The sequence below is a fragment of the Marinimicrobium sp. LS-A18 genome, from assembly GCF_000463525.1.
Lineage (GTDB): Bacteria > Pseudomonadota > Gammaproteobacteria > Pseudomonadales > Cellvibrionaceae > Marinimicrobium > Marinimicrobium koreense.
The window spans coordinates 102,831-122,490 of record NZ_AWEP01000006.1 but is presented as its reverse complement, the minus strand read 5'-3'; the positions used below and the strand labels follow the sequence as shown (position 1 = coordinate 122,490).

General features: G+C 60.5%; 17 protein-coding genes. 7 read left to right on the top strand and 10 right to left on the bottom strand.

Annotated elements, in window-relative coordinates; all coding sequences use genetic code 11:
* The first annotated feature begins 34 nt into the window (after nucleotides 1–34).
* Together uvrD and N645_RS0111935 are read left to right on the top strand one after the other, a co-directional pair.
* Nucleotides 35–2,233 carry a DNA helicase II gene (gene uvrD, locus N645_RS0111940; RefSeq protein ID WP_024461748.1) on the top strand — a complete coding sequence of 733 codons (2,199 nt, stop codon included), beginning with the start codon at nucleotides 35–37 and terminating at the stop codon, nucleotides 2,231–2,233.
* A gap of 47 nt (nucleotides 2,234–2,280) precedes the next feature.
* A complete protein-coding gene (locus tag N645_RS0111935; protein ID WP_024461747.1) occupies nucleotides 2,281–3,468 on the top strand; it encodes a TRAP transporter substrate-binding protein in 1,188 nt (395 codons plus the stop codon).
* A 79-nt stretch (nucleotides 3,469–3,547) separates the two neighbouring features.
* Here the strand turns inward: N645_RS0111935 and N645_RS0111930 are convergent, their stop codons facing one another.
* From N645_RS0111930 to N645_RS0111905, 6 genes are all read right to left on the bottom strand, one after another.
* Nucleotides 3,548–4,129, bottom strand: a complete 582-nt coding sequence (locus N645_RS0111930; protein ID WP_024461746.1) for a YceI family protein — start codon at nucleotides 4,127–4,129, stop codon at nucleotides 3,548–3,550.
* A 36-nt stretch (nucleotides 4,130–4,165) separates the two neighbouring features.
* Complete coding sequence (locus N645_RS0111925; RefSeq protein WP_024461745.1) at nucleotides 4,166–4,732, bottom strand: cytochrome b; 567 nt, start codon at nucleotides 4,730–4,732, stop codon at nucleotides 4,166–4,168.
* A 165-nt stretch (nucleotides 4,733–4,897) separates the two neighbouring features.
* Nucleotides 4,898–5,290 carry an acyl-CoA thioesterase gene (locus tag N645_RS0111920; RefSeq protein ID WP_024461744.1) on the bottom strand — a complete coding sequence of 131 codons (393 nt, stop codon included), beginning with the start codon at nucleotides 5,288–5,290 and terminating at the stop codon, nucleotides 4,898–4,900.
* Nucleotides 5,291–5,337: 47 nt separating this feature from the next.
* Nucleotides 5,338–6,708: a TRAP transporter large permease subunit gene (locus tag N645_RS0111915; RefSeq protein WP_081666099.1), complete on the bottom strand. Its 1,371-nt coding sequence runs from the start codon at nucleotides 6,706–6,708 to the stop codon at nucleotides 5,338–5,340.
* Nucleotides 6,702–7,286 carry a TRAP transporter small permease subunit gene (locus N645_RS0111910; RefSeq protein WP_024461742.1) on the bottom strand — a complete coding sequence of 195 codons (585 nt, stop codon included), beginning with the start codon at nucleotides 7,284–7,286 and terminating at the stop codon, nucleotides 6,702–6,704. Before N645_RS0111910 ends, N645_RS0111915 begins: the two co-directional genes overlap by 7 nt.
* Before the next feature lie 87 nt (nucleotides 7,287–7,373).
* Nucleotides 7,374–8,660 carry a M48 family metalloprotease gene (locus tag N645_RS0111905; RefSeq protein ID WP_024461741.1) on the bottom strand — a complete coding sequence of 429 codons (1,287 nt, stop codon included), beginning with the start codon at nucleotides 8,658–8,660 and terminating at the stop codon, nucleotides 7,374–7,376.
* Between the two features lie 88 nt (nucleotides 8,661–8,748).
* On the opposite strand from N645_RS0111905, the gene N645_RS0111900 reads away from it, so the two are divergent.
* The 5 genes from N645_RS0111900 to N645_RS0111880 all read left to right on the top strand — a co-directional run bounded on the left by N645_RS0111900 (nucleotide 8,749) and on the right by N645_RS0111880 (nucleotide 14,104).
* On the top strand, nucleotides 8,749–9,234 hold the full coding sequence (locus N645_RS0111900) for a DUF4265 domain-containing protein (protein ID WP_024461740.1): 486 nt from the start codon (nucleotides 8,749–8,751) through the stop codon (nucleotides 9,232–9,234).
* Between the two features lie 103 nt (nucleotides 9,235–9,337).
* Nucleotides 9,338–10,111: a peroxide stress protein YaaA gene (gene yaaA / locus N645_RS0111895; protein ID WP_024461739.1), complete on the top strand. Its 774-nt coding sequence runs from the start codon at nucleotides 9,338–9,340 to the stop codon at nucleotides 10,109–10,111.
* A 150-nt stretch (nucleotides 10,112–10,261) separates the two neighbouring features.
* Nucleotides 10,262–10,648: a TfoX/Sxy family protein gene (locus N645_RS0111890; RefSeq protein WP_024461738.1), complete on the top strand. Its 387-nt coding sequence runs from the start codon at nucleotides 10,262–10,264 to the stop codon at nucleotides 10,646–10,648.
* A 105-nt stretch (nucleotides 10,649–10,753) separates the two neighbouring features.
* Nucleotides 10,754–11,572: a response regulator gene (locus N645_RS0111885; protein ID WP_024461737.1), complete on the top strand. Its 819-nt coding sequence runs from the start codon at nucleotides 10,754–10,756 to the stop codon at nucleotides 11,570–11,572.
* 54 nt (nucleotides 11,573–11,626) lie between these two features.
* Nucleotides 11,627–14,104, top strand: coding sequence for an EAL domain-containing protein (locus N645_RS0111880; protein ID WP_024461736.1), 2,478 nt, complete (start codon nucleotides 11,627–11,629; stop codon nucleotides 14,102–14,104).
* Here the strand turns inward: N645_RS0111880 and N645_RS0111875 are convergent.
* The 4 genes from N645_RS0111875 to N645_RS0111860 form a co-directional block, all read right to left on the bottom strand.
* Nucleotides 14,086–14,946, bottom strand: a complete 861-nt coding sequence (locus N645_RS0111875; RefSeq protein ID WP_024461735.1) for a CPBP family intramembrane glutamic endopeptidase — start codon at nucleotides 14,944–14,946, stop codon at nucleotides 14,086–14,088. The two genes, N645_RS0111880 and N645_RS0111875, sit on opposite strands and share 19 nt — an antisense overlap.
* Nucleotides 14,947–15,013: 67 nt before the next feature.
* The gene (locus N645_RS0111870) at nucleotides 15,014–16,156 is read right to left on the bottom strand and encodes a GNAT family N-acetyltransferase (protein ID WP_024461734.1); all 1,143 of its coding nucleotides are present in this window, start codon (nucleotides 16,154–16,156) and stop codon (nucleotides 15,014–15,016) included.
* Entirely contained in the window at nucleotides 16,153–17,313 is a 1,161-nt protein-coding gene (locus N645_RS0111865) for a serine hydrolase (RefSeq protein WP_024461733.1), read from the bottom strand. The genes N645_RS0111870 and N645_RS0111865 overlap by 4 nt, the downstream gene beginning before the upstream one ends.
* 245 nt (nucleotides 17,314–17,558) lie before the next feature.
* Nucleotides 17,559–19,658 carry a di-heme-cytochrome C peroxidase gene (locus tag N645_RS0111860; RefSeq protein ID WP_036161314.1) on the bottom strand — a complete coding sequence of 700 codons (2,100 nt, stop codon included), beginning with the start codon at nucleotides 19,656–19,658 and terminating at the stop codon, nucleotides 17,559–17,561.
* Between the last annotated feature and the right edge of the window lie 2 nt (nucleotides 19,659–19,660).

The window sequence follows — 19,660 nt, the reverse complement described above, 5'->3', positions numbered from 1 at the left end:
TCAAAACCCCCAGTCACCAACCAGCGACCTGCCCATGGATGTATCCGCCCTGCTTAACGATCTGAACGACGCCCAGCGCGAGGCCGTTTCAGCCCCCGCCCATAACCAGTTGATTCTGGCCGGTGCGGGCAGCGGCAAGACCCGGGTGCTGGTACATCGGATCGCCTGGTTGATACAAGTCGAGCAGGTCTCGCCCTACTCCATCATGGCGGTCACCTTTACCAACAAGGCCGCGCGGGAAATGCGCGCCCGCCTGGAAACGCTGTTGTCCGATACCGGCCAGCCGGTGAACACCCGCAGCATGTGGGTGGGTACCTTCCACGGGCTGGCGCATCGGTTGCTCAAGGCGCACTGGCAGGATGCCGGATTGCCCCAGAATTTCCAGATTCTCGACAGCGACGATCAGCTGCGCCTGATCAAGCGGGTGTATCAGCGCCTGGAACTGGATGAGTCCAAGTGGCCGTTCCGTCAGGCCCAGTGGTTCATCAATGGTCAGAAAGACGAAGGCCTGCGCCCGCAGCACATCCCGGACAACGGCGATCCGTTTATCCGCACCATGCTGATGATCTATCGCGCCTATGAGGAGGACTGTCAGCGCAGTGGTCTGGTGGACTTTGCCGAACTGTTGCTGCGCGCCCACGAGCTGTGGTTACACAAGCCTCACATCCTGGAACATTACCAGCGCCGTTTTCCGTTTGTGTTGGTGGACGAATTCCAGGACACCAACAGCATTCAGTACGCCTGGCTGCGGGTACTCGCCGGTAAGACGGCCAAGGTTACCGCCGTGGGCGACGATGACCAGTCCATTTACGGCTGGCGAGGCGCGCGCATTGAAAACATTCAGCGCTTTACCGATGACTTTCCGGGCACCCAGACCATCCGTCTGGAACAGAACTACCGCTCCACCGGCACCATCCTGAAGGCCGCCAATGCGGTGATTGCCAACAACTTCGGTCGCTTGGGCAAACAGCTGTGGACCGACGGGGATGATGGCGAGCCGATCGCACTGTACGCCGCGTTCAACGAACAGGATGAAGCGCGGTTTATCGTTGAGCGCATTGAAGACTGGGTCAAGCAGGGCAACAGCTACTCCAGCTCCGCCATTCTCTATCGCTCCAACGCCCAGTCCCGGGTGTTGGAAGAAGCGCTGTTGCGCGAGGGCATTGCCTATCGTATCTACGGCGGCCAACGCTTCTACGAGCGCCTGGAAATCAAAAACGCCCTGGCCTATATGCGCCTGATCGCCAACCCCGATGACGATGCCGGTTTCGAGCGGGTGATCAATACGCCCACCCGGGGTATTGGCGGCAAAACCCTGGATGCGATCCGCGAGTGCGCCCGGGATCAGAACCTGTCCCTGTGGCAGGCCTCGGCGCAGATCATTGCCAACAACGCCCTGCCCGCCCGGGCGGCGAATGCGCTCAAAGGCTTTATGCAACTGATCGACTCGCTCGCCGATCACAGTACGGAAGAACCCCTGGGCGACATCGCCCAGCTGGTACTGGATGAAACCGGGCTGCTGGAATTTCATCGCAAGGAAAAAGGCGAGAAAGGTCAGGCTCGGGAAGAAAACCTGCAGGAGCTGGTCAACGCCTGCCGGGTGTTCGATGCCGCCGAGGAAGACGAGCTGTCGGTGTTGCAACAGTTCCTGGACACCGCCGCGCTGGATGCCGGCGAAACCCAGGCGGACGAGTTTGAAGACGCGGTCCAGTTGATGACCCTGCACTCGGCCAAGGGCCTGGAGTTTCCACTGGTGTTTCTTGCCGGGGTGGAAGAGAATCTGTTCCCGCACAAAATGTCCATGGAGGACCCGGACCGGCTCGAGGAGGAGCGGCGCCTGTGCTATGTGGGCATCACCCGCGCCATGGAGAAGCTGTACATCAGTTATGCCGAAACCCGGCGGCTGTACGGCGCGGAAACCTTCAACGCCCTGTCCCGCTTCGTGCGGGAAATTCCGGCGGAACTGATTCAGGAAGTGCGCCTGAAAACCACCGTTACCCGACCCATGGGTTATGGTAAAGGCGATTACGGCCGGGCCAATAACGTCAGCCCGACCGATTCCGGTGAAGACACCGGATTCCACCTGGGCCAGCGGGTCAGCCACGGCGTATTCGGCGAAGGTGTTATTCTCCACTTTGAAGGCCAGGGCGCCCACGCCCGGGTACAGGTCAATTTCGACGATGAAGGCAGCAAGTGGTTGGTGCTGCAATACGCGAAACTGGTTCCCATGTAGGGCAGGCAGGTCCTGCCGAAAGAAAAACATAACAGCGCACAGTGACTATGAACGCAACCTCCAAGAACACAACCTCCAAGCCCCGCTGGTCCCCTCTGATCATTCTGCTATTGGTCGCCCTGGTGGCGGCCCTGTTTTCCCTGTTGGTCATGGAAAAGGCCACCGACAAAGTGGCGGTCATGGTCGATGGTGAGGTGCAGGAACAGCGTGTGTACCAGTGGCGCATGGTCACCACCTGGCCCAAGGATTTTCCCGGCCTGGGCACCACCGCGCAGGAATTTGCCAATATGGTGGAGGCCATGAGTGGCGGCCGTTTGCAGATCCGCGTGTACGGCGCCGGGGAAATCGTGCCCGCCATGGGCGTGTTTGATGCGGTGTCGGATGGCAGTGCGGAAATGGGCCACGGCGGCAGCTACTACTGGCGTGGCAAAGCCCCCGCCGCACAGTTTTTTACCACCATTCCGTTTGGCATGAACGCCCAGGAAATGAACGCCTGGTTGCACCACGGCGGCGGCCTGGATTTGTGGCGAGAGGTCTACGCGCCCTTCAATATCATTCCCTTTCCCGGCGGCAACACCGGCATTCAGATGGCCGGCTGGTTCAACAAAGAGATTAACAGCATTGAGGACCTGCGCGGGCTGAAAATGCGTATTCCGGGTCTGGCGGGGGATGTGTTCAATCGCGCCGGTGGCAGTTCAGTGAATATCCCCGGCGGCGAACTCTATACCTCATTGCAGACGGGGGTGATCGACGCCGCCGAATGGGTGGGGCCGTCCAACGATCAGGCCTTCGGGTTTGATCAGATCGCTCGGTATTACTACTACCCGGGTTGGCAGGAGCCGGGTTCGACGCTGGAGCTGTTGGTCAACAAGCCCGCGTTCGAGGCGTTGCCGGACGACCTTCAGGCCATTGTCACCCACGCGGCCCGCGCCGCGAACCAGGACATGCTGGATCAATACACCGCGCGAAATCCCCGCGCGCTGAACGATATGGTGGCGAAAGAGGGTACAGAGCTGCGGCGCCTACCGGACGATGTGATTCAACGCCTATATGATATCTCCAGGGAACTCTTCGAACAGCAGGCCGAGGAAGATCCGCTGTTTCGAAAAGTGTGGGATTCCTATCGGACCTTTTTGGCGGACGTGACCGACTATCACAAAATAACGGAACACACCTATTACGACATTCGCGAGCAGGTAAAAGCGGACGCGGTCGAGCCCGACGGGGAAGAATAACCAGCGTATTGGCGCGGGCATAAAAAAACAGCGGGGCACAAAGGCCCCGCTGTTTTTTTTGGTCAACGCAAAATCAGGTTTACTGACGAATGCCTTCAATGTGCAGTTCCATGTGGACCACGCGCGATGCCGGGCCCAGATCATAGTCGATGCCGAAGTCTTTCAGGGTCAGCTCAACGTCGCCTTCGAAGCCAACGCGGTAGCCGCCCCAGGGGTCTTCACCCTCGCCGACCTTTTCCACTTCGATGGTGATTTCTTTGGTGACACCGTGCAGGGTCAGGTCACCGACGACATCAAACTCTTCGCCATTGTCTTCGACATTTTCAATGCGCTTGCTGACAAACTTGGCTTCGCCGTGTTTGTCGGTGCTCAGGAAATCATCGCTGCGCAGGTGCTTATCCCGTTCCGCGTGATTGCTGTCGATGCTGCTGGTATCGACGGTCACGGTGATTTTGCTGTCTTCGACCTTGTCGGCGTCGTAGCTGAAGCTGCCTTCGAAGTCGTTAAATCGACCGGTCAGCCAGCTGTAGCCCAGGTGCTGAATTTTGAAGTTGATGGCGGCGTGTGCGCCTTTGGTGTCGATCACATAGTCGGCGGCCATTGCCGGAACACTGGCCAAACCAATACTGCTCAGAGTCAATGCGGCTAACGTCTTTTTCATGGTCTTACTCCTTAACGGTTGAGAAACAAAGGTGGCTTACGGGTTGGGGTCGGATTTACCAGGGCGAAGCATACGCAGCAAGGTCCGATCCCGGATCACAAAATGGTGCCAAAGCGCCGCGCCGGCGTGGGCGAGCGCCAGAAGGATCAGCAGCCAGGCGGCGATCTCATGGATTTCTCCAACCAGATCGACGCCATCAGAACTCAACTGCCAGGTGGCGGGTACACTGAACAGTTCAAAAAAATCCGCGGGATCGCCCTTGGCGGTATTGATCAGATAGCCGGTCACGACCATCACCAGCATCAACAGATACAGGAGATGTTTCATTGAAGCTGCCGCGAGGCGGATCTTACGACTGTGGTTGGGCAGCGGCTGTGGCTTACCCCGCTGACTGACCCGCCAGCCGATTCGCACAATCAACAGCATGGCCAGCAACAGTCCGAGACTGACATGCAGTTTGGGGAGTTCGTGATAGCCCTTGTCGTAGTACGTCAGGTCCACCATGTAGAATCCAATGCCAAAAATGGCAATCACCAATAGAGCGGACAGCCAGTGCACGGTGATGGACAACCAACCGTAGCGTTGAGCATCGTCTTTTATCATGGACCTGTCTTCCTTCAACTGTATTCGCGAACCCATCGGGTCATTAAAAGCTAGCAGAATACTGTAAAGGTAGCGGTTAAGATTTGTTAGTAAAGTCGTGTAAGTGCGGGATTTAGGCGGGGTCGAGCAGGCGTGACTGTAAAGCCGCGCGCGTCTGAGTAGTGGTTATTTGGGCACCGGCCGGGTCCGGCCATTGTCGTCGATGGCGACATAAACAAATTCGCCCTCGGTCACTTTGGTCATGTCGCGGTTACCGCACTCCTTGATCCAGACTTCGATCAGGGTGCGGATGGAGGTGCGCCCGACATCCAGTGTGCTGGCATAAACACTGACGGTCGCCCCGACGGGTACCGGCCGCAAAAACACCATGCTGCCCACGGCCACGGTAGTGACCCGGCCCTTGGCTACTTCCTGAGCGAGAATCGCACCGCCCAGATCCATTTGGGTCATCAGCCAGCCGCCAAAAATATCGCCGTAGGGATTGGTGTCGGCGGGCATGGACAGGGTTTGCAGGGTCAGTTCACCGTGGGGGGTGGGATCCTCATCAATGCCTTGCATGGCCATGAACTCAGTACCTCGAATAATTCAGTAATGGAATGCTGATTTTACAGGGATAGTTGTTGCGGTAGCCAGGTGGCAAGCCCCGGCCACAGCGCCAGAGCACAGAGTACCAGCAATTGCAGCACAATAAACGGAATCACGCCACGATACAGGGCACTGGTGGCGACCGAGGGGGGCGCCACCCCACGCAGGTAGAACAGGGCGAAACCAAACGGCGGGGTCAGGAAAGAGGTCTGCAGGTTGAGGGCAATCATGATCCCCAGCCAGATGGGATCGACCCCCATGGCCAGCAGCACCGGGCCCACAATGGGGACGACGACAAAGGTGATTTCAATAAAATCGAGAATAAAGCCCAGCAGAAAAATGATCACCATCACCACCAGCATGGCGGTGAACACCCCGCCCGGCAGTTGATGGAAGAAGCCTTCCACCAGTTCTTCCCCGCCGAAACCCCGGAACACCAGAGAGAACAGCGAGGCGCCAATCAAGATGGTGAAAATCATGGCGCTGGTCATGGTGGTGCTGCGGGCCACCTCTTTGAGCCGGGCGAGGTCGAGCTTGCCTTTGAACAGGGCCAGTAGCGCGGCGCCGAGCGCGCCCACGCCGGCGGCTTCGGTCGGGGTGGCAATACCCATTAGGATAGAGCCCAGCACCAGAATGATCAGCGCCGATACGGGCACCAGACTGAGCCACAGACGACCGGTGGAAATCCGCTCCTCACTCGGTGCGGCGGGCGCGAGCGTCGGCCGCCAGCGGGCGACCAGAAGCATATACAGCAGATAGAGGCTGACCAGTACCAGCCCGGGAATCAGTGCGCCAACAAACAGATCCCCCACCGAAAGCGTCTCCGGGCTGAAGACGCCCTGAGAGAGTTGGGCCCGCTGGTAGGCATTGGACAGGACGTCACCGAGCAACACCAGGGCGATCGAGGGCGGGATGATCTGCCCGAGGGTACCCGTGGCACAGATGGTGCCGGCGGCGAGCGACGGGTGATAGCCCTGGCGCAACATGGTGGGCAGGGAAATCAGGCCCATGGTCACCACGGTGGCGCCCACGATACCGGTACTGGCGGCGAGCAGCGCCCCCACAATGATGACCGACAGGCCCAGTCCGCCGGGCAGGCTTCGGCAGGCGCGACTCATATTTTCCAGAAGCTCTTCCGCCAGCCGGGATTTTTCCAGCAGGGTGCCCATAAAGACGAACAGGGGCACAGCCACCAAGGTGTAATTGGCCATGATGCCGTAGATGCGGCTGGGAAAAGTGCGCAACAGGTTGGGTTCAAAGACGCCGGTCACGATGCCGAACCCGGCAAACACCAGGGCCACACCGGCCAGGGTAAAGGCCACCGGATAGCCGAGCATCAACACGGCGCAGACCGCGGCGAACATCAGCAGCGGAATCAGCTCGATCAGCATTCCTCCTCCCCGGCCTCAGCGGTTGGCGCGCTGTCGGGGGCCGGATAGCCCATCAGTCGCAAGAGATTGCGCAGGACTTCTGCGACCGCTTGCAGCAGTAGCGTCACCGCCAGTAGAGGAATCAGGCTCTTGAGCAGATAAACCCAGGGCAGGCCACCGGAGTCGGCCGAGACTTCCCGGATGCGCCAGGCGCTGCGCACGAAGTCCTGGCTGATCCAGCCAATAAAAATCGCCAGGGGGATCAGAAACACCAGGCTGCCCAGGGCATCCACCCAGGCGCGCCCCTCGGGGCTGAAGCGACGATAGAGAATATCGACCCGTACCTGCTTGTGGTACTTGAGCGCGTAGCCCGCCCCGAGCATGAACAGCGCGGCGTGCATGTAGGTGACGGACTCCTGCAGTGCCACCGAGCCCTGTCCCAGGCCGTAGCGCAGCAATACGACGGTGCAGGTAATGACGACCATGACCGGGGCGAGCCAGGCGACGGTGCGCCCGAGCCCTTCGGTGCAGGCGTCAAGCGCGCGGATCAGCGCACGAACGGCGGCCAGTGGCTTGGGAGTCTGGGTGTCTTCGGGCATTATGATTATGGAGTCTGGGTGCTTCGAAGCGCGCAGTATACCGAATTAGGGAGCCGGGGTGAGTCCGGCTCCCGGTGTTCCGGACGGTCAGGACCCGGCCTGCACGCCCAGTTGCGAGAGCTTGCTCTGGGCCGCTTCGCCCAGCTCGCCGCCGCCGGAGGCCACTTCACGGTAATAACTCACGGCCGCCTCGCGATCGCCTCGCTGTTGGGCCAGCTCACCCAGGTGGTAACTGCCAAGCTGGGTCGGCAGCAGCTGGCGACTCTGCTCCAGATCCTCCCGCGCCTGGCGGCTGTTGTTCTGCTGTTTGTGCAGCAGACCCCGGTAGACCAGTGGGCGGAAGAACTCCGGGTTGGCCGCGATGGAGCGGTCGAAGGCGGCAATGGCCTCGCCGGGCTGCTTTTTCTGCATTAACAACTGCCCTTTCAACTCCCAGAACAGGTTTTCTTTGGGCTGGTGGTCAATGGCCTGCTCCACTAAGGTCAGAGCGCGGTCATACTGTTTTTCAGATGCGGCTTTCTGGGCCTGCTGATACTGCTCGTAGGCGGGCTGATCGCGCCGCAACTGCGCCATGGCCCGATCGAAAGCCGCCTCGTTGCGTACGCCCCCACTGTACTGTTCGGCCAGCGCCTTGTTGGCGTTGACGCGCTCCTGAGATGGGGGATGGCTGGAGAACAGCCCCTCCAGCCAGTTGCTCTGCCGACCTTCCGACAGTCGGACGAACGTCTGTTGCAATTCGACGGCGGCCTGGGGGTCGTAGCCGGCTTCCACCATGTACTCGATACCGTAGCGGTCTGATTCCAGCTCGTGGCTGCGGCTGTACTTGGCCTGCCAGGCCATGGCGCCCATACCGACAGCGCCCATGGCGAGCCCCGCATAATCCGAATCCGACTGGGACGCGGCCACCCCGGCGGCGAGCATACCGGCCTGGAGCAAGACGTTGCGGGTTTGTTGGGAAGCGCTGTGACGGGCGGCGGCGTGGACAATCTCATGACCGAGCACCGAGGCCAGTTGAGCCTCGTCCTCAAGTTCTACTAACAGCCCCCGGTTGATCGCCATCTTGCCGCCGGGCAAGGCCCAGGCGTTGGGGACGCCGTTATTCAGCACCACGATCTCATAGGGCAAGCCGGGTCGATCGCTGACCGCCGCCAGTTTTTCCATGACCTGGCTGACATACAGCCCCAGTTCGGGGTCGACAACATAGCGGCCCCCCTGGGATTGCTGGCTCGGCTGATAATTTTCGGCGCCGATCGCCAGCTCCTGATCGGCGGACATCAGAGTCAGTTGACGCTCCCCGGTGACCGGATTGACGGAACAGGCCGTGGCGCCCAGTATCAGGCCAGTGACGGCCAGCAGAGACAGACAGCGTTTCATGAGAGAGGTCCTCCAGTGACGGCATGGGCCCATCGGGTTCAATGGGCTCAGTGTGTATAATGTTGCCCTTTATAGCAGGGGGACCCGAATGAAGAAAGCGTTGCGCACCATCGAATTATTCGCCGGCACCCGGCCGGACGGCCAGCCGATTGTGGAACAGTTGCCGGTCAATGAACTGGAGTCTGGTGACCTGCAGCTGGTGCGCTCCCCCGCTTTTGCCCAGGGCATTGCCAGTGGTGACACCGTGCGGCTGCTACCCCAGACCCAGGAAATCGAGCTGGTGCGGCGCAGCGGCAACCTCAGCCTGCGGGTGTTCACCAAGGGTGATATGGCGCCCATTGCCGATGCCCTAGTGCCGGCGCTGGAAAAGCTCGGGGGTGAGCTGGATCTGCACAATGATCGTATGCTGGTGGTCTCCATCCACGTCAGTTGCGGGTTTGAAACCATCGAAAAGCTCATGAACGAGGTATTGGGCAAAGACCCGGACAGCACCTGGATGTACGGCAATGTGTACGACCCGACCGATGGTTCGACGCCGCTGAACTGGTGGCAGGATGTGTTGAAGCCAGAGTAGTTGAAGCTAAAGCAGTGAAGCCAAAGTAGTCCGCTGGAGCCGCAAAACGGCAGGACAGGCCTGCCCTTACTAAACCGCCTTACCGACAGTGAGCGTTTGCGTTATGTTGATGTTGCTATCCCCCGCCAAGACCCTGGATTTTGAAACCGCGCCGGTCACCGACAAAGCGACCCAACCGGATTTTCTGGACCAGTCCCGGGAGTTGATTGGCGTCCTCAGGGATCTGGCGCCCCAGGACATCTCCAGCCTGATGAGCCTCAGCGACAAGCTCGGTCAGCTCAACTACGACCGCTACCAACAGTGGCACACACCCTTCACCTCGAGCAACGCCAAACAGGCGGCCCTGGCGTTCAAAGGGGACGTGTACACCGGCCTGAATGCCGAGCAGTTCAAGGCGGGCGATTTCACCTTTGCCCAGAAACATCTGCGGATCCTGTCCGGACTCTACGGGCTGCTCCGCCCGCTCGATCTGATTCAGCCCTACCGCCTGGAGATGGGCACCAAGCTGTCGAACCCGCGCGGCGCCAACCTTTACCAATTCTGGGGCGAGCGCCTTACGCAAGCCATCAACGACCAGCTCGCCACGTTGAAGAGCCCGGTGGTGGTGAATCTCGCCTCCAATGAGTACTTCAAATCGGTCCAGCCGAAGCAGCTCTCGGCGCCGCTGATCACGCCGGTCTTCAAGGACTGGAAAAACGGTCAGTACAAGATCATCAGCTTTTACGCCAAGAAGGCCCGCGGACTGATGGCGGCTTACGCGATTCAGAACCGCATCCAGGATGCTGAAGCGCTGAAGGCGTTTGATGTCGAGGGCTACACCTATAATGACGATCTGTCCAAGGGTGCCCAATGGGTGTTTACTCGCGATAACGCATAAAAAAGGCCTCTGCAAACAACAAAAAGATCTTAACCGGCCCTTACATCTGCGAGCAGGGCGCGTAAAATCGAATTTCGAGTCAGGACACTCGTGCCGTTCAACGGTATTACCTGCGGCTTGAAGCCACCTGTTAACCAAAGGAAGTGACTCTTGTCTGTCAGCCAGCCCGCACTCAGTCGCGCCCTGCACCACTTGTCCCAAGTGGCACCGGTGTCCTACCGGCGTATTTTTGCGGGTATCGGGCTCTATCATCAGCAGTACCTGTTCGCGATCATGGCGGACGATCGGCTCTACTTCCGGGTCGATGACGCCTCGCGCTACCCCTACCTTGACCGGGCCATGCCTGCCCTTCAGCCTCGCGGCGCCGGTTCTTCCGTCAGTCATTTCTACCAATTGCCCGACGCCGTCCTTGAAGATTCCTCCGAACTGTTGTTCTGGATGCGGGCCGCGGTCGAGGCCAGCCAGGCGCCACTGCCGGAGCCGGCTTACGTAACCGCGCCCACGCAATCGCCCGTACGCCGCTTTTCTGCCGGCTGAGCATTCCCCATTGGCGTCATAATCGGCTACCCTTACTCATTATTGGGCATTTTCGGCCGATACCCGTCCTGTCGGTATGCCAAAAAACAACGTGAGAGTGACTGAATGGCAATTCGCATTCTGGTGGTCGATGACGCCAGCTTCATCCGCGATATGGTGAAAAAACAGCTCCGTGAACGCATTCCAGGGGTGGAGGTGTTCGAAGCGGTAGATGGCAATCGGGCGCTGGCGGCAATGAAAAACCAGACAATGGACCTGATTCTGTCGGACTGGGAAATGCCCAACATGAGCGGCGAAGAGTTGTTGCGAACGGTCCGCCAGCAGGCCGAAGGCGGCGATGTGCCCTTCGTCATGGTTACCAGCCGGGGCGATCGAAACCATGTGGTGGCGGCCGTCGAGGCCGGTGCTTCGGATTATCTGGTCAAACCCTTTACCCCGGAAGAGCTGCTGCGCAAGGTGACCAAGCAGTTGGCGCGCGTGGGCAAAGTCCCGAAAGCCGGTGCGCACAGCGCGGCCCAGGGGGTGGCGGCGCACTCGGTCAATGTGCTGACCGGCGGTGCGACGCGCTCCCCGAAACCGGAGTCCCGGCCATCCTCCTCCTCAACCAAAAAGCTCAAGGGCCGGGCTCAACTGCGATTAGGCAACCGGGGTGAGGGGTTGCGCTGTGTGCTGCGGGAGCTGTCTCCCGATGCCTTGACCGGATTGATTCAGCGTACCGATGCCCTGCCCCGCCTGTTTGACGCCGTGGTGGTGGATATCGAATCCGATGAGGGTGAGGCGCCTTCGCAGCTCAATGGCTATATACACAGCCTTCAAGCGGCTGAGGCCAACCCCGATACCCAGGTGGTTCGAGTGACGGTGCGATTCGTCGATCAGGACGAAGAGAAGCAATCCGCTCTGAAACGCTACCTGGAGCGGTTGTGACCATCGGAATGGCGGTTATCCCTTCCGACAAAAACGATAATGATGAGTAGCAGTATGATGTGGCGGTTCGATCCTCTTCCGGAAGACAGTGTGCCCCTGATGGCCGAGCATAACCCGGGTCTGGTGCTTCTGGCGGTACTCCTGGCGATTCTGGCCGCCTCGACCCTGTTGCCGGTGCTGGAGCGTTGCCGTTCCGCCGCGTCGCTCCGCTCGGGCTGGGGCTGGGTGTTGGCCGGTGCCCTGGCCATGGGCTGCGGTGTCTGGGCCATGCATTTCACCGCGATGCTGGCCCACCGCCTGCCAGTGGCGGTGACCTACTCGCCCGGCATCACCTTCCTGTCGATAGTGCCGATTGTGCTCGGGGCCGCTGGCACCCTGCTGAGCGCCCGCCTGCCGTTGCCGAGAAAACACCGCCTCTGGGTCGCCGCCCTGTCGCTCGGGTTGGGAGTGGGCGCCATGCACTACGTGGGTATGGAGGCCTTGATGGCGGCGGTCAGCATGCACTACCGGCCGGGCCTGTTTGCGCTCTCTCTGGTGGTTGCGGTCGGGGTCGCCTGGCTGGGGCTGGGCAGTAATATCTGGTTGCTGCGGCATGTGCGCCGAATCTGGGCCTATTTGATTGGTGCGACCATTCTTGGCCTGGCGGTGTCCGCCATGCACTATGTGGCCATGGCCGCCACGGTGTTTGCGCCCAGTTCGCAGGGCCAGGTCACTGGTCTGGCGATGGACTATCAGGTGTTGAGCATTCTGGTGTCGGTGGCGGTGACCATCATCATTGCGCTGCTCTTCCTCGCGGTTCTGCTCGATCGCCGGTTCAGCCTGATCAGCGCGTCCCTGAACAGCAGTGAAAAACGCTTCGAGCTGTTGGCGCAAACCAGCGAAAGTGGCATTTTTACCTGCGAGCAGTCGTTTGACTACATCAATCCGGCGATGAGTGTCATCACCGGCTACAGCGAGGGCGAGCTGTACCAGATGCCGGTGTCCGATCTGCTCGGCTTTGATCCCGACCTGGAGTTCACCGGTCGTGCCCAGGAAGAGCATCTGTACCGGGAAACCTTTGTCACCACCAAGCAGGGTCATCACCGGTGGCTGTATGTGACCCTGGGGCGACTGCAGAGCGGTGCCAAGGGTTATCTGGGCAGCGCCTTTGACATTACCGAGCGCAAACAGATGGAGCAGGAGCTACGCTACCTGGCGTTCAACGACCCCCTGACCGATCTGCCCAACCGCAAGTTTTTCATGAACCGGCTGAGCGCCCTGATCAATGAGTGGGCCCAACGGCCCCACCCGAATCCGGCGACTCCGCCATTCGCCGTGATGTTTGTGGACGTCAACCGGTTCAAGCTGATCAATGACAACTTTGGTATGAGCAAGGGCGACCAGTTGCTCAAGGTCATCGCCCGGCGGATCAAGTCGGCCCTGCCCCGGTCCGGACTTGTCTCCCGGGTGGGCGGCGACGAGTTTGCGGTGTTGTTCGAGGGCGCTCCCCAGGTTCGGTTGATCGAGCGGGACGCGGAGCGGTTGCATCAGGCGTTTGAGCAGCCGTTCCGGTTGGGGGAGCAGGAGTTTTTTCTATCGCTGAGTGTGGGTATTGCCCTGTTCCATCCCCGCTATCGCGACGCCGAAGCACTCTACCGGGATGCGACCCTCGCCAAAGAGCGGGCCAAACAGCAGGGCCAGACCCGCAGCTGTGTGTTTGATGCGGTCATGCACCAGAGCGCCCAGGGGCGCCTGGCCCTGGAGCGGGACCTGCGCCAGGCCCTGAAAGACGAGGCGTTCGAGCTGTTGTATCAACCGATCGTCCGCTTGCCGGACGGTGAGTTGACCGGGTTCGAGGCCCTGATCCGCTGGCGCAAACCCGATGGCTCCCGCGTGTTTCCCGGAGAGTTTATCGCCCTGGCCGAGGAGACCGGCCTGATCAATCCACTCGGCGATTGGGTCCTGCGTGAGGCCTGTCGGCAGATCGGGCAGTGGCAACGGAACGAGGGGTCGGAGCAGGACTTCTACATCAGCGTGAACCTGTCCAGTGTGCAGTTTTTCCAGGCGAACCTGATCGAGACGGTACGCTCGGCCATGAGTGAGCATAACGTCCGACCCGGTCAGCTGAAGCTGGAGCTGACCGAGGGTATTCTGGTGGACGACAACCCGCAGATAGTGGACCGGATGCGTCAGCTGCTGGCCATGGGTTGCGGCATCATGGTGGATGATTTTGGCACCGGCTACTCGTCGCTGAGTTACCTGCAGCGATTTCCGCTGGAGGTGCTCAAAATCGACCAGAGCTTTACCGCCAAGATCAAGGAAAGTACCGGCCTGCATCTAGTTCGGGCCATCATTTCCATGGCTCACGCACTGGAGCTGGGGGTGATCGCCGAGGGCATCGAAAGCGAAGACGTCGCCCGCAGCCTGGCGGGGCTTGGGTGCGAGCTGGGGCAAGGCTATTACTTTGCGCGCCCGCTGTCCGCCGATCAGGCCGGTCGCTGTTTTGAATCAACCGAGGCCGCGATCGGCGCGCATCAGAAGGGCCACCACTGAGTGGGCAATTGGTCTTTCTGAATCAGCGCGGCGATATCCATACTCAGTGCGACCCCGGCATGGACCAGCACACCACCCCAGATTGAGCGCGAGCGCAGCGCCAGTATACCCAGAAACAGGCCAAACAGGATGGCCCCGGTGGCTTCCAGCCAGAGCTTGGGGAAGTGGATCATCAGGTAGGGTACGCACATGATCCAGATCGCATTGGCCCCGAGCGCGGGCTGCACCGCCCGCAGCATGTAACCCCGGAAAAAGAATTCCAGCACCACGAACTGGGTCATATAGAGCGCTTCCCAGGCCAGAAAATCCAGCCAACTGCGCCCCGCGTGGGGGTAGAAGGGGTAGTGATTGACGAAATCTTCCCCCTGACTCACCAGAACCACAAACACCAGAATCGGGCTCAGCAGTAGCAGGTAACCCCGCCAATGCCGATGGGTTTCGCCCCAACGCCAGCCAAAATCGCACACCCGCTCGCGCCACAGGTGTCGGATCACCAACGCCGGAATCAACAGAAAACAGATCAGGTGCCAACCGGTCCACCAGGCATAGCCGAGTAGATGTCGCCAGGGGGACTGACGCAGACCGTCGGTGTAGTGGTCGCCTGGCAGGGATTGCAACTGCGCCAGCCAACCGAGCAGCTCGTACAGCAGGTAGGAGTTCTTCGCGTAGTGCAGAATCAGCAGGCAGACACTGACGCTGGCGAGGGTAACGAACACCCGGCGCAGGGCCCGGGGGCGGCTCAGTTGGTAGGCGTCAGGGCTCTGATCGATTTCGTCCAGGCAGTCGAGAATTCGGCCGGGATGCAGAAACGGTCGGGACCTTGTGAGAGACGGTTGAGGCATGGGGTGGCTCGATGAATCCGTGGCAGAGAGGCGCTATTTAACCTGATTTAGACGCCGGTTGCGAACCTCATTGCCGGTCGGTCTTCCGGTACGGGAGGTGTGCTCGGGCCGCGTCGCGATAGCCCAATACCTCGGCTCGTTCGCGCGCCACAAAGTGTTCCACCGCCTCCTGAAAGGCCGGCTCCATCAACTGGTGAAACGAGGTGGTCAGGCGGGGTTCGAAGCCCCGGGCCAGCTTGTGCTCGCCCTGGGCGCCACCGTCAAAGCGCGCCAGCCCTCGCTCCAGGACAAAATCCAGCCCCTGGTAGTAGCAGGTTTCAAAGTGCAGAAATTCAAATTCCGCCCGACAGCCCCAGTAGCGGCCATACAGGGTGGTGCGGTCGAACAGGAACAGGGCGGCGGCAATTGCTTCCTCCCCCAGCCGAGCCTGCACCATCAGGGTCTGCTCGGGCATCCGTTCACCCAGTTGGCGGAAAAACGCCGGGGTCAGATAGCCGCCGTGGCCACTGCGCTTGAGATAGGTCAGTTGGTACAGGCCGTAAAATAGCGTCCAGTCCTCATCCTGAATGTCCGCGCCGACTTTCCACTGAAAGTGAAAGCCCTGGTCGGCGACCTGACGACGCTCCTTGCGCAGGTTCTTGCGTTTGCGGGAGCTGAGCTGGCCGAGAAAATCGTCAAAATCCCGATACTGGCGGTTTATCCAGTGGAACTGGCAGCCGGTGCGCTCCGCCAACCCGGCTGACCGCAGCGCCTCGGCCTGCGTCTCGTCGGGAAACAGGCAGTGCCAACCCGAGGCGCCCAAGGTCCGGGTCTGCTGCTGCAGGGCGGCGATGGCCGCGGGCCAATACTGGGCCTCCTGCCCCGCCGCCAGCAACCGAGGGCCCGTGCAGGGGGTAAATGGAATGGCGCTGATCAGTTTCGGGTAATAGTCCAGCCCGTGCTCGGCGTAGGCCTGTGCCCAACCCCAGTCGAACACGTATTCGCCGTAGGAGTGGTCCTTGCGGTACACAGGCATCGCCGCCCTGAGTTCGCCCTGGTCGTCACGGAACAGCAGGTGCTGAGGCTGCCATCCGGTGTCCGCTCCGACGCTGCCGCTGTCTTCCAGTGCCGCCAAAAAGGCATGCCGGGTAAAAGGGTAATCCGATGGGCAGAGGCGGTCCCAGTCCTCGGGACTGACGGCGTCAATGCGATCGATGAACTCTGGGGTCATGGCGGTGCCTGTCGGGCCTGTTGCAGCAGAATCGGGGCTTCCACCTGGCGGTAGTAGTCGGTGAACAGCTCGAGAAAGCGGTATACGACCTCCCGGGCGTATCGGTTCTCCGAGTTGGACAGAAACACCAGCCCGAGCTGCAGCTCCCGGTTGAACAACACCTCGGTGCGGGTGCCCTGCACCCAGCCGCCATGGTGGACGAACTGGCGGTGCTCGCCAAAATCAAACACCCGCCAACCCAGGCCGTAGTGAATGTTGCGCAGCTCCGGATGGGCCCGATAATGCGCCTGACGGTAACTGGTGGCAACTTGGGGGCTGTGTAACTGATCAAGAACTTCGTGGGGCACCACATCGGGGCGCTGTCCCAACTGGGCACGGACCCACAGAGCCATATCGGCAATACTGGCATTGGCCCCGGCCGCCGGCGCCACATTGTAGTAATTCCGGTCGGGTTCTACGGGCGTCCAGCGCCCGCGACGCTTGATATGGGGCGTGGCTCGGTTGGAATTGTTGGTAAAGGCCTGCCAGCCAAATGAGGCGGTTTTCATGCCCAGCGGCTGGAACAGGCGGCGGCGGGTAAAGTCTTCATAGCGTTCCCCGGTCGCTGCCATCAGGAGGTCTCCCACCAGGCTGAAGGCCACGTTCTGGTAGCTATAGCAGGTGGACGGTGGGCAGATGAAGGACACTTCGTCCAGTCGCCCGATCACCTTCTGGTAGGGCACATTGGCTTCGATCAGGTTGGTGTACGCCTGGGGCATCAGTCCGGTGGTGTGGGACAGCAGGCTCTGCAAGGTGATCTGGTCCAGATAGTCCGGGTTTTTGACATCCAGTGGGACGTATTGACTGACCGGCGTCTGCCATTGCAGAGCGCGGTCATTCACCGCGACACCGGCGGCGGTACCGGCGATGGTTTTGGATACCGAGGCCAGGCGAAACACGGTGTTCCGGTTGATCGGCTTTTTCCCGCCGGCCTTACGCACCCCGTAGCCGCGCAGCAGCTCGATCTGCCCGTTGGCGATGATGGCCAGCGCCGCGCCCGGAATATGGGGCATTATCTCTTCCACCACGTATTGTTCGGTGGCCTGAACAAAATCGACCGGGCGATGCGCCAGGTCATCATCGGCCCGCGCCAGAGCGGAAAACAAAAGAATGGGCAAAGCATGAATAGCGGGCGCGCTGAGAGTCGCCTTAAGGGAACGCAAAACAGACATGATCACAGATGGAATCAACAATCGACACTCAAAACGGCCACAGGATAAACGCAGTTGGCGCGAAATACACTAAAAATACCTCGCCTAACGGCGCCAGTATTCAAAACAAGCCGTGAATTGGTGTGTTTTTCGCGCCAATGGTTCCCGATGGTTCGTCAGGTCCCGATGGGTACGTCCGGATCGTCTCGGGGTTACAGCGTCTTGAGGTACTCCACCAACGCCCAGCGCTCGGCCTCGGTCAAGGTATCGGTGCCGTACTCGTGACCGGTGTTGTGGTCTCCAAGCCGGTGCGTGGTCTGGGTGAAGCCCTCGTAGCCCTCGGTGCGGAAGCCAACCTTGACCGGATCGAACTCCCGGCTGCCCACCTGAAAGGTCTCGGGGCGATAGGCCCCCTCTTCCGGGTCGCCCTCCTCCCGTGCCGGCAATAGCAGGTCGTACAGCGTGGGCACTGAGCCATTGTGCAGATAGGGCGCCGTGGCCCAGATGCCGTTCAGGGATCGGCCCTTGTAGGCCAGCAGCGACTGGTAGGGGCGAGCCGTGGTATCCGGCCGATAGTCTCCCGCCTTGACGCTGTACTTGACGTCGTTATCAAACCAGGACAGCCCCAGCACATAAAACCAGTCCAGGGTGCGTCTCAGCGGCCCCTTGTCGGCATCGGGGGTGGAAACCGCGCCTTTGGTCACCGAGGTGAGGATCTGCACCGCCGGTGCCGTGCTCTCCAGAACCAGGGGACCAACCGAGGTGTTTTGCAGTGTGTATTCGAAGTTGCCGGCTTTTCCCCGGTAGTTGACGCTGTTTTCCGCCGTTTTTGGATCGGTTTCCAGTATGTCGATATCGGTCATTTTGGCTACCACCAGCCGATCCCAGGCGGTACGATCAATGACCTGGTGACAGCTCTGGCAGTGCTGGGCGTACAGACGCTTGCCCAGGGCGGCCTGCGCCCGATCGATCTCCCCCAGAATCTCCTCCGGCCATTGCGGTGAGGTCAGCCGGCTCAGGTGCGCTTCCAGGCGCTGCAGGTTGACCAGGTCGATGCTGGAGGTGAAGGCGATGCGCTCGCGTTTGTTGCTTTGCCCGGTCAGATGTCCGGACAGGCTGAAGCCGGGCTCTTTCACTTCCCAGTCGAGCTTGGCGAACACGCCGATTACCTCGCCCACGTTGCGCCCCAGGGGCCCCAGCTCGGCGTTGTTGGCCAGGCCGTTCCACTGCAGGTAATCGGAGTGGGTGATGTCCCACAGGAACGGATAGCTGACCGGTGCGTTCGGCTCGTTCAGCAACTGGTTCCGCAAGCGCAGCAGGTTGCGCTGGGACAGTCCGGGAAGCCCTTCGTCGCTCGACTGCAAACGGCTCACGATGCGGGTGAAGGCCACATCATCAATCAGGGTGGGCTCGATACCCGCCAATACCCGGTCCACCTCGGCGTCGGTCAGTAGCAGCTCGCCGGTGGGGCCTTCGGCGGCGAGCAACAGGTCCCGCATCTGTTTGCGGTTGACCACGTGGCGCAGCACCCGATTGTAGATTCGGCCAAAGGCATCCAGGCGACCGTAACCGTAGCGGATATGGCTGTGATTGATGGTGTTGTACATGCGGATCTGTTCGGTCCACTGGGCCAGGTCCGCCTCGACGGCCTCGGGCGAGCGATAGTCATTGTCCCGCTGCAGGACTCGATCAATAAACCGTTCACGTTTGGCGGGAATATCCCGGGTTGCCGACAGCGCTTTTTCCAGTCCGTGCAGGAAGCCATCCATATCCGCCAGGGCGGGGCCGCCGTCGATGCGGATGGCCTTGCCCTGAAAGTTCACCTGGCCGGTATGGCAGGCCGCACAGGTAAAGCCCAAATAGTCTTTGCCCTGGTAACTGTCCTTGGCAAACCCCACTGGTAGGCCATCGGGATTGAAGAAGGTGGGCTTCTGGGGCAGGTAGCGGTAGCGGTCCATGTTGTGGTCCGAGCGGAACAGCTCCTCCGAGGCGGGTTGCTCAAGGGCCACGAACAGGTCATAGGGCAGCAGGGCCGAACCCTGGGTGGTGTTGTAGTACCAGAGGGTGTCGGCTGGATTCCAGCCCTGGTCCAGATAGATGGGGGTCGAGTAGCTTTCCCCGAAGGCCCCGTCTTCGAGTGCAATGGCGCCCCGGTCCGGATCCCGATCCAGGTGTTGATAAATCTTTCCGGAAATGAAGGTGAGGCTGAGCCCGACCACCACGGCGACGACAATGCCGAGGATGAGTTTCAGACGATAACGAAGCGCGAGCAGCACGACAAACGCGAGCCGCAGCAGTGCCGGCAGAGGCATGA

Bases quoted from the DNA above. Each gene is read 5' to 3' on its own strand.
- uvrD (WP_024461748.1), top strand. From the start codon at position 35: ATGGATGTATCCGCCCTGCTTAACGATCTGAACGACGCCCAGCGCGAG.
- N645_RS0111935 (WP_024461747.1), top strand. From the start codon at position 2,281: ATGAACGCAACCTCCAAGAACACAACCTCCAAGCCCCGCTGGTCCCCT.
- N645_RS0111930 (WP_024461746.1), bottom strand. From the start codon at position 4,129: ATGAAAAAGACGTTAGCCGCATTGACTCTGAGCAGTATTGGTTTGGCC.
- N645_RS0111925 (WP_024461745.1), bottom strand. From the start codon at position 4,732: ATGATAAAAGACGATGCTCAACGCTACGGTTGGTTGTCCATCACCGTG.
- N645_RS0111920 (WP_024461744.1), bottom strand. From the start codon at position 5,290: ATGCAAGGCATTGATGAGGATCCCACCCCCCACGGTGAACTGACCCTG.
- N645_RS0111915 (WP_081666099.1), bottom strand. From the start codon at position 6,708: ATGCTGATCGAGCTGATTCCGCTGCTGATGTTCGCCGCGGTCTGCGCC.
- N645_RS0111910 (WP_024461742.1), bottom strand. From the start codon at position 7,286: ATGCCCGAAGACACCCAGACTCCCAAGCCACTGGCCGCCGTTCGTGCG.
- N645_RS0111905 (WP_024461741.1), bottom strand. From the start codon at position 8,660: ATGAAACGCTGTCTGTCTCTGCTGGCCGTCACTGGCCTGATACTGGGC.
- N645_RS0111900 (WP_024461740.1), top strand. From the start codon at position 8,749: ATGAAGAAAGCGTTGCGCACCATCGAATTATTCGCCGGCACCCGGCCG.
- yaaA (WP_024461739.1), top strand. From the start codon at position 9,338: ATGTTGATGTTGCTATCCCCCGCCAAGACCCTGGATTTTGAAACCGCG.
- N645_RS0111885 (WP_024461737.1), top strand. From the start codon at position 10,754: ATGGCAATTCGCATTCTGGTGGTCGATGACGCCAGCTTCATCCGCGAT.
- N645_RS0111880 (WP_024461736.1), top strand. From the start codon at position 11,627: ATGATGTGGCGGTTCGATCCTCTTCCGGAAGACAGTGTGCCCCTGATG.
- N645_RS0111875 (WP_024461735.1), bottom strand. From the start codon at position 14,946: ATGCCTCAACCGTCTCTCACAAGGTCCCGACCGTTTCTGCATCCCGGC.
- N645_RS0111870 (WP_024461734.1), bottom strand. From the start codon at position 16,156: ATGACCCCAGAGTTCATCGATCGCATTGACGCCGTCAGTCCCGAGGAC.
- N645_RS0111860 (WP_036161314.1), bottom strand. From the start codon at position 19,658: ATGCCTCTGCCGGCACTGCTGCGGCTCGCGTTTGTCGTGCTGCTCGCG.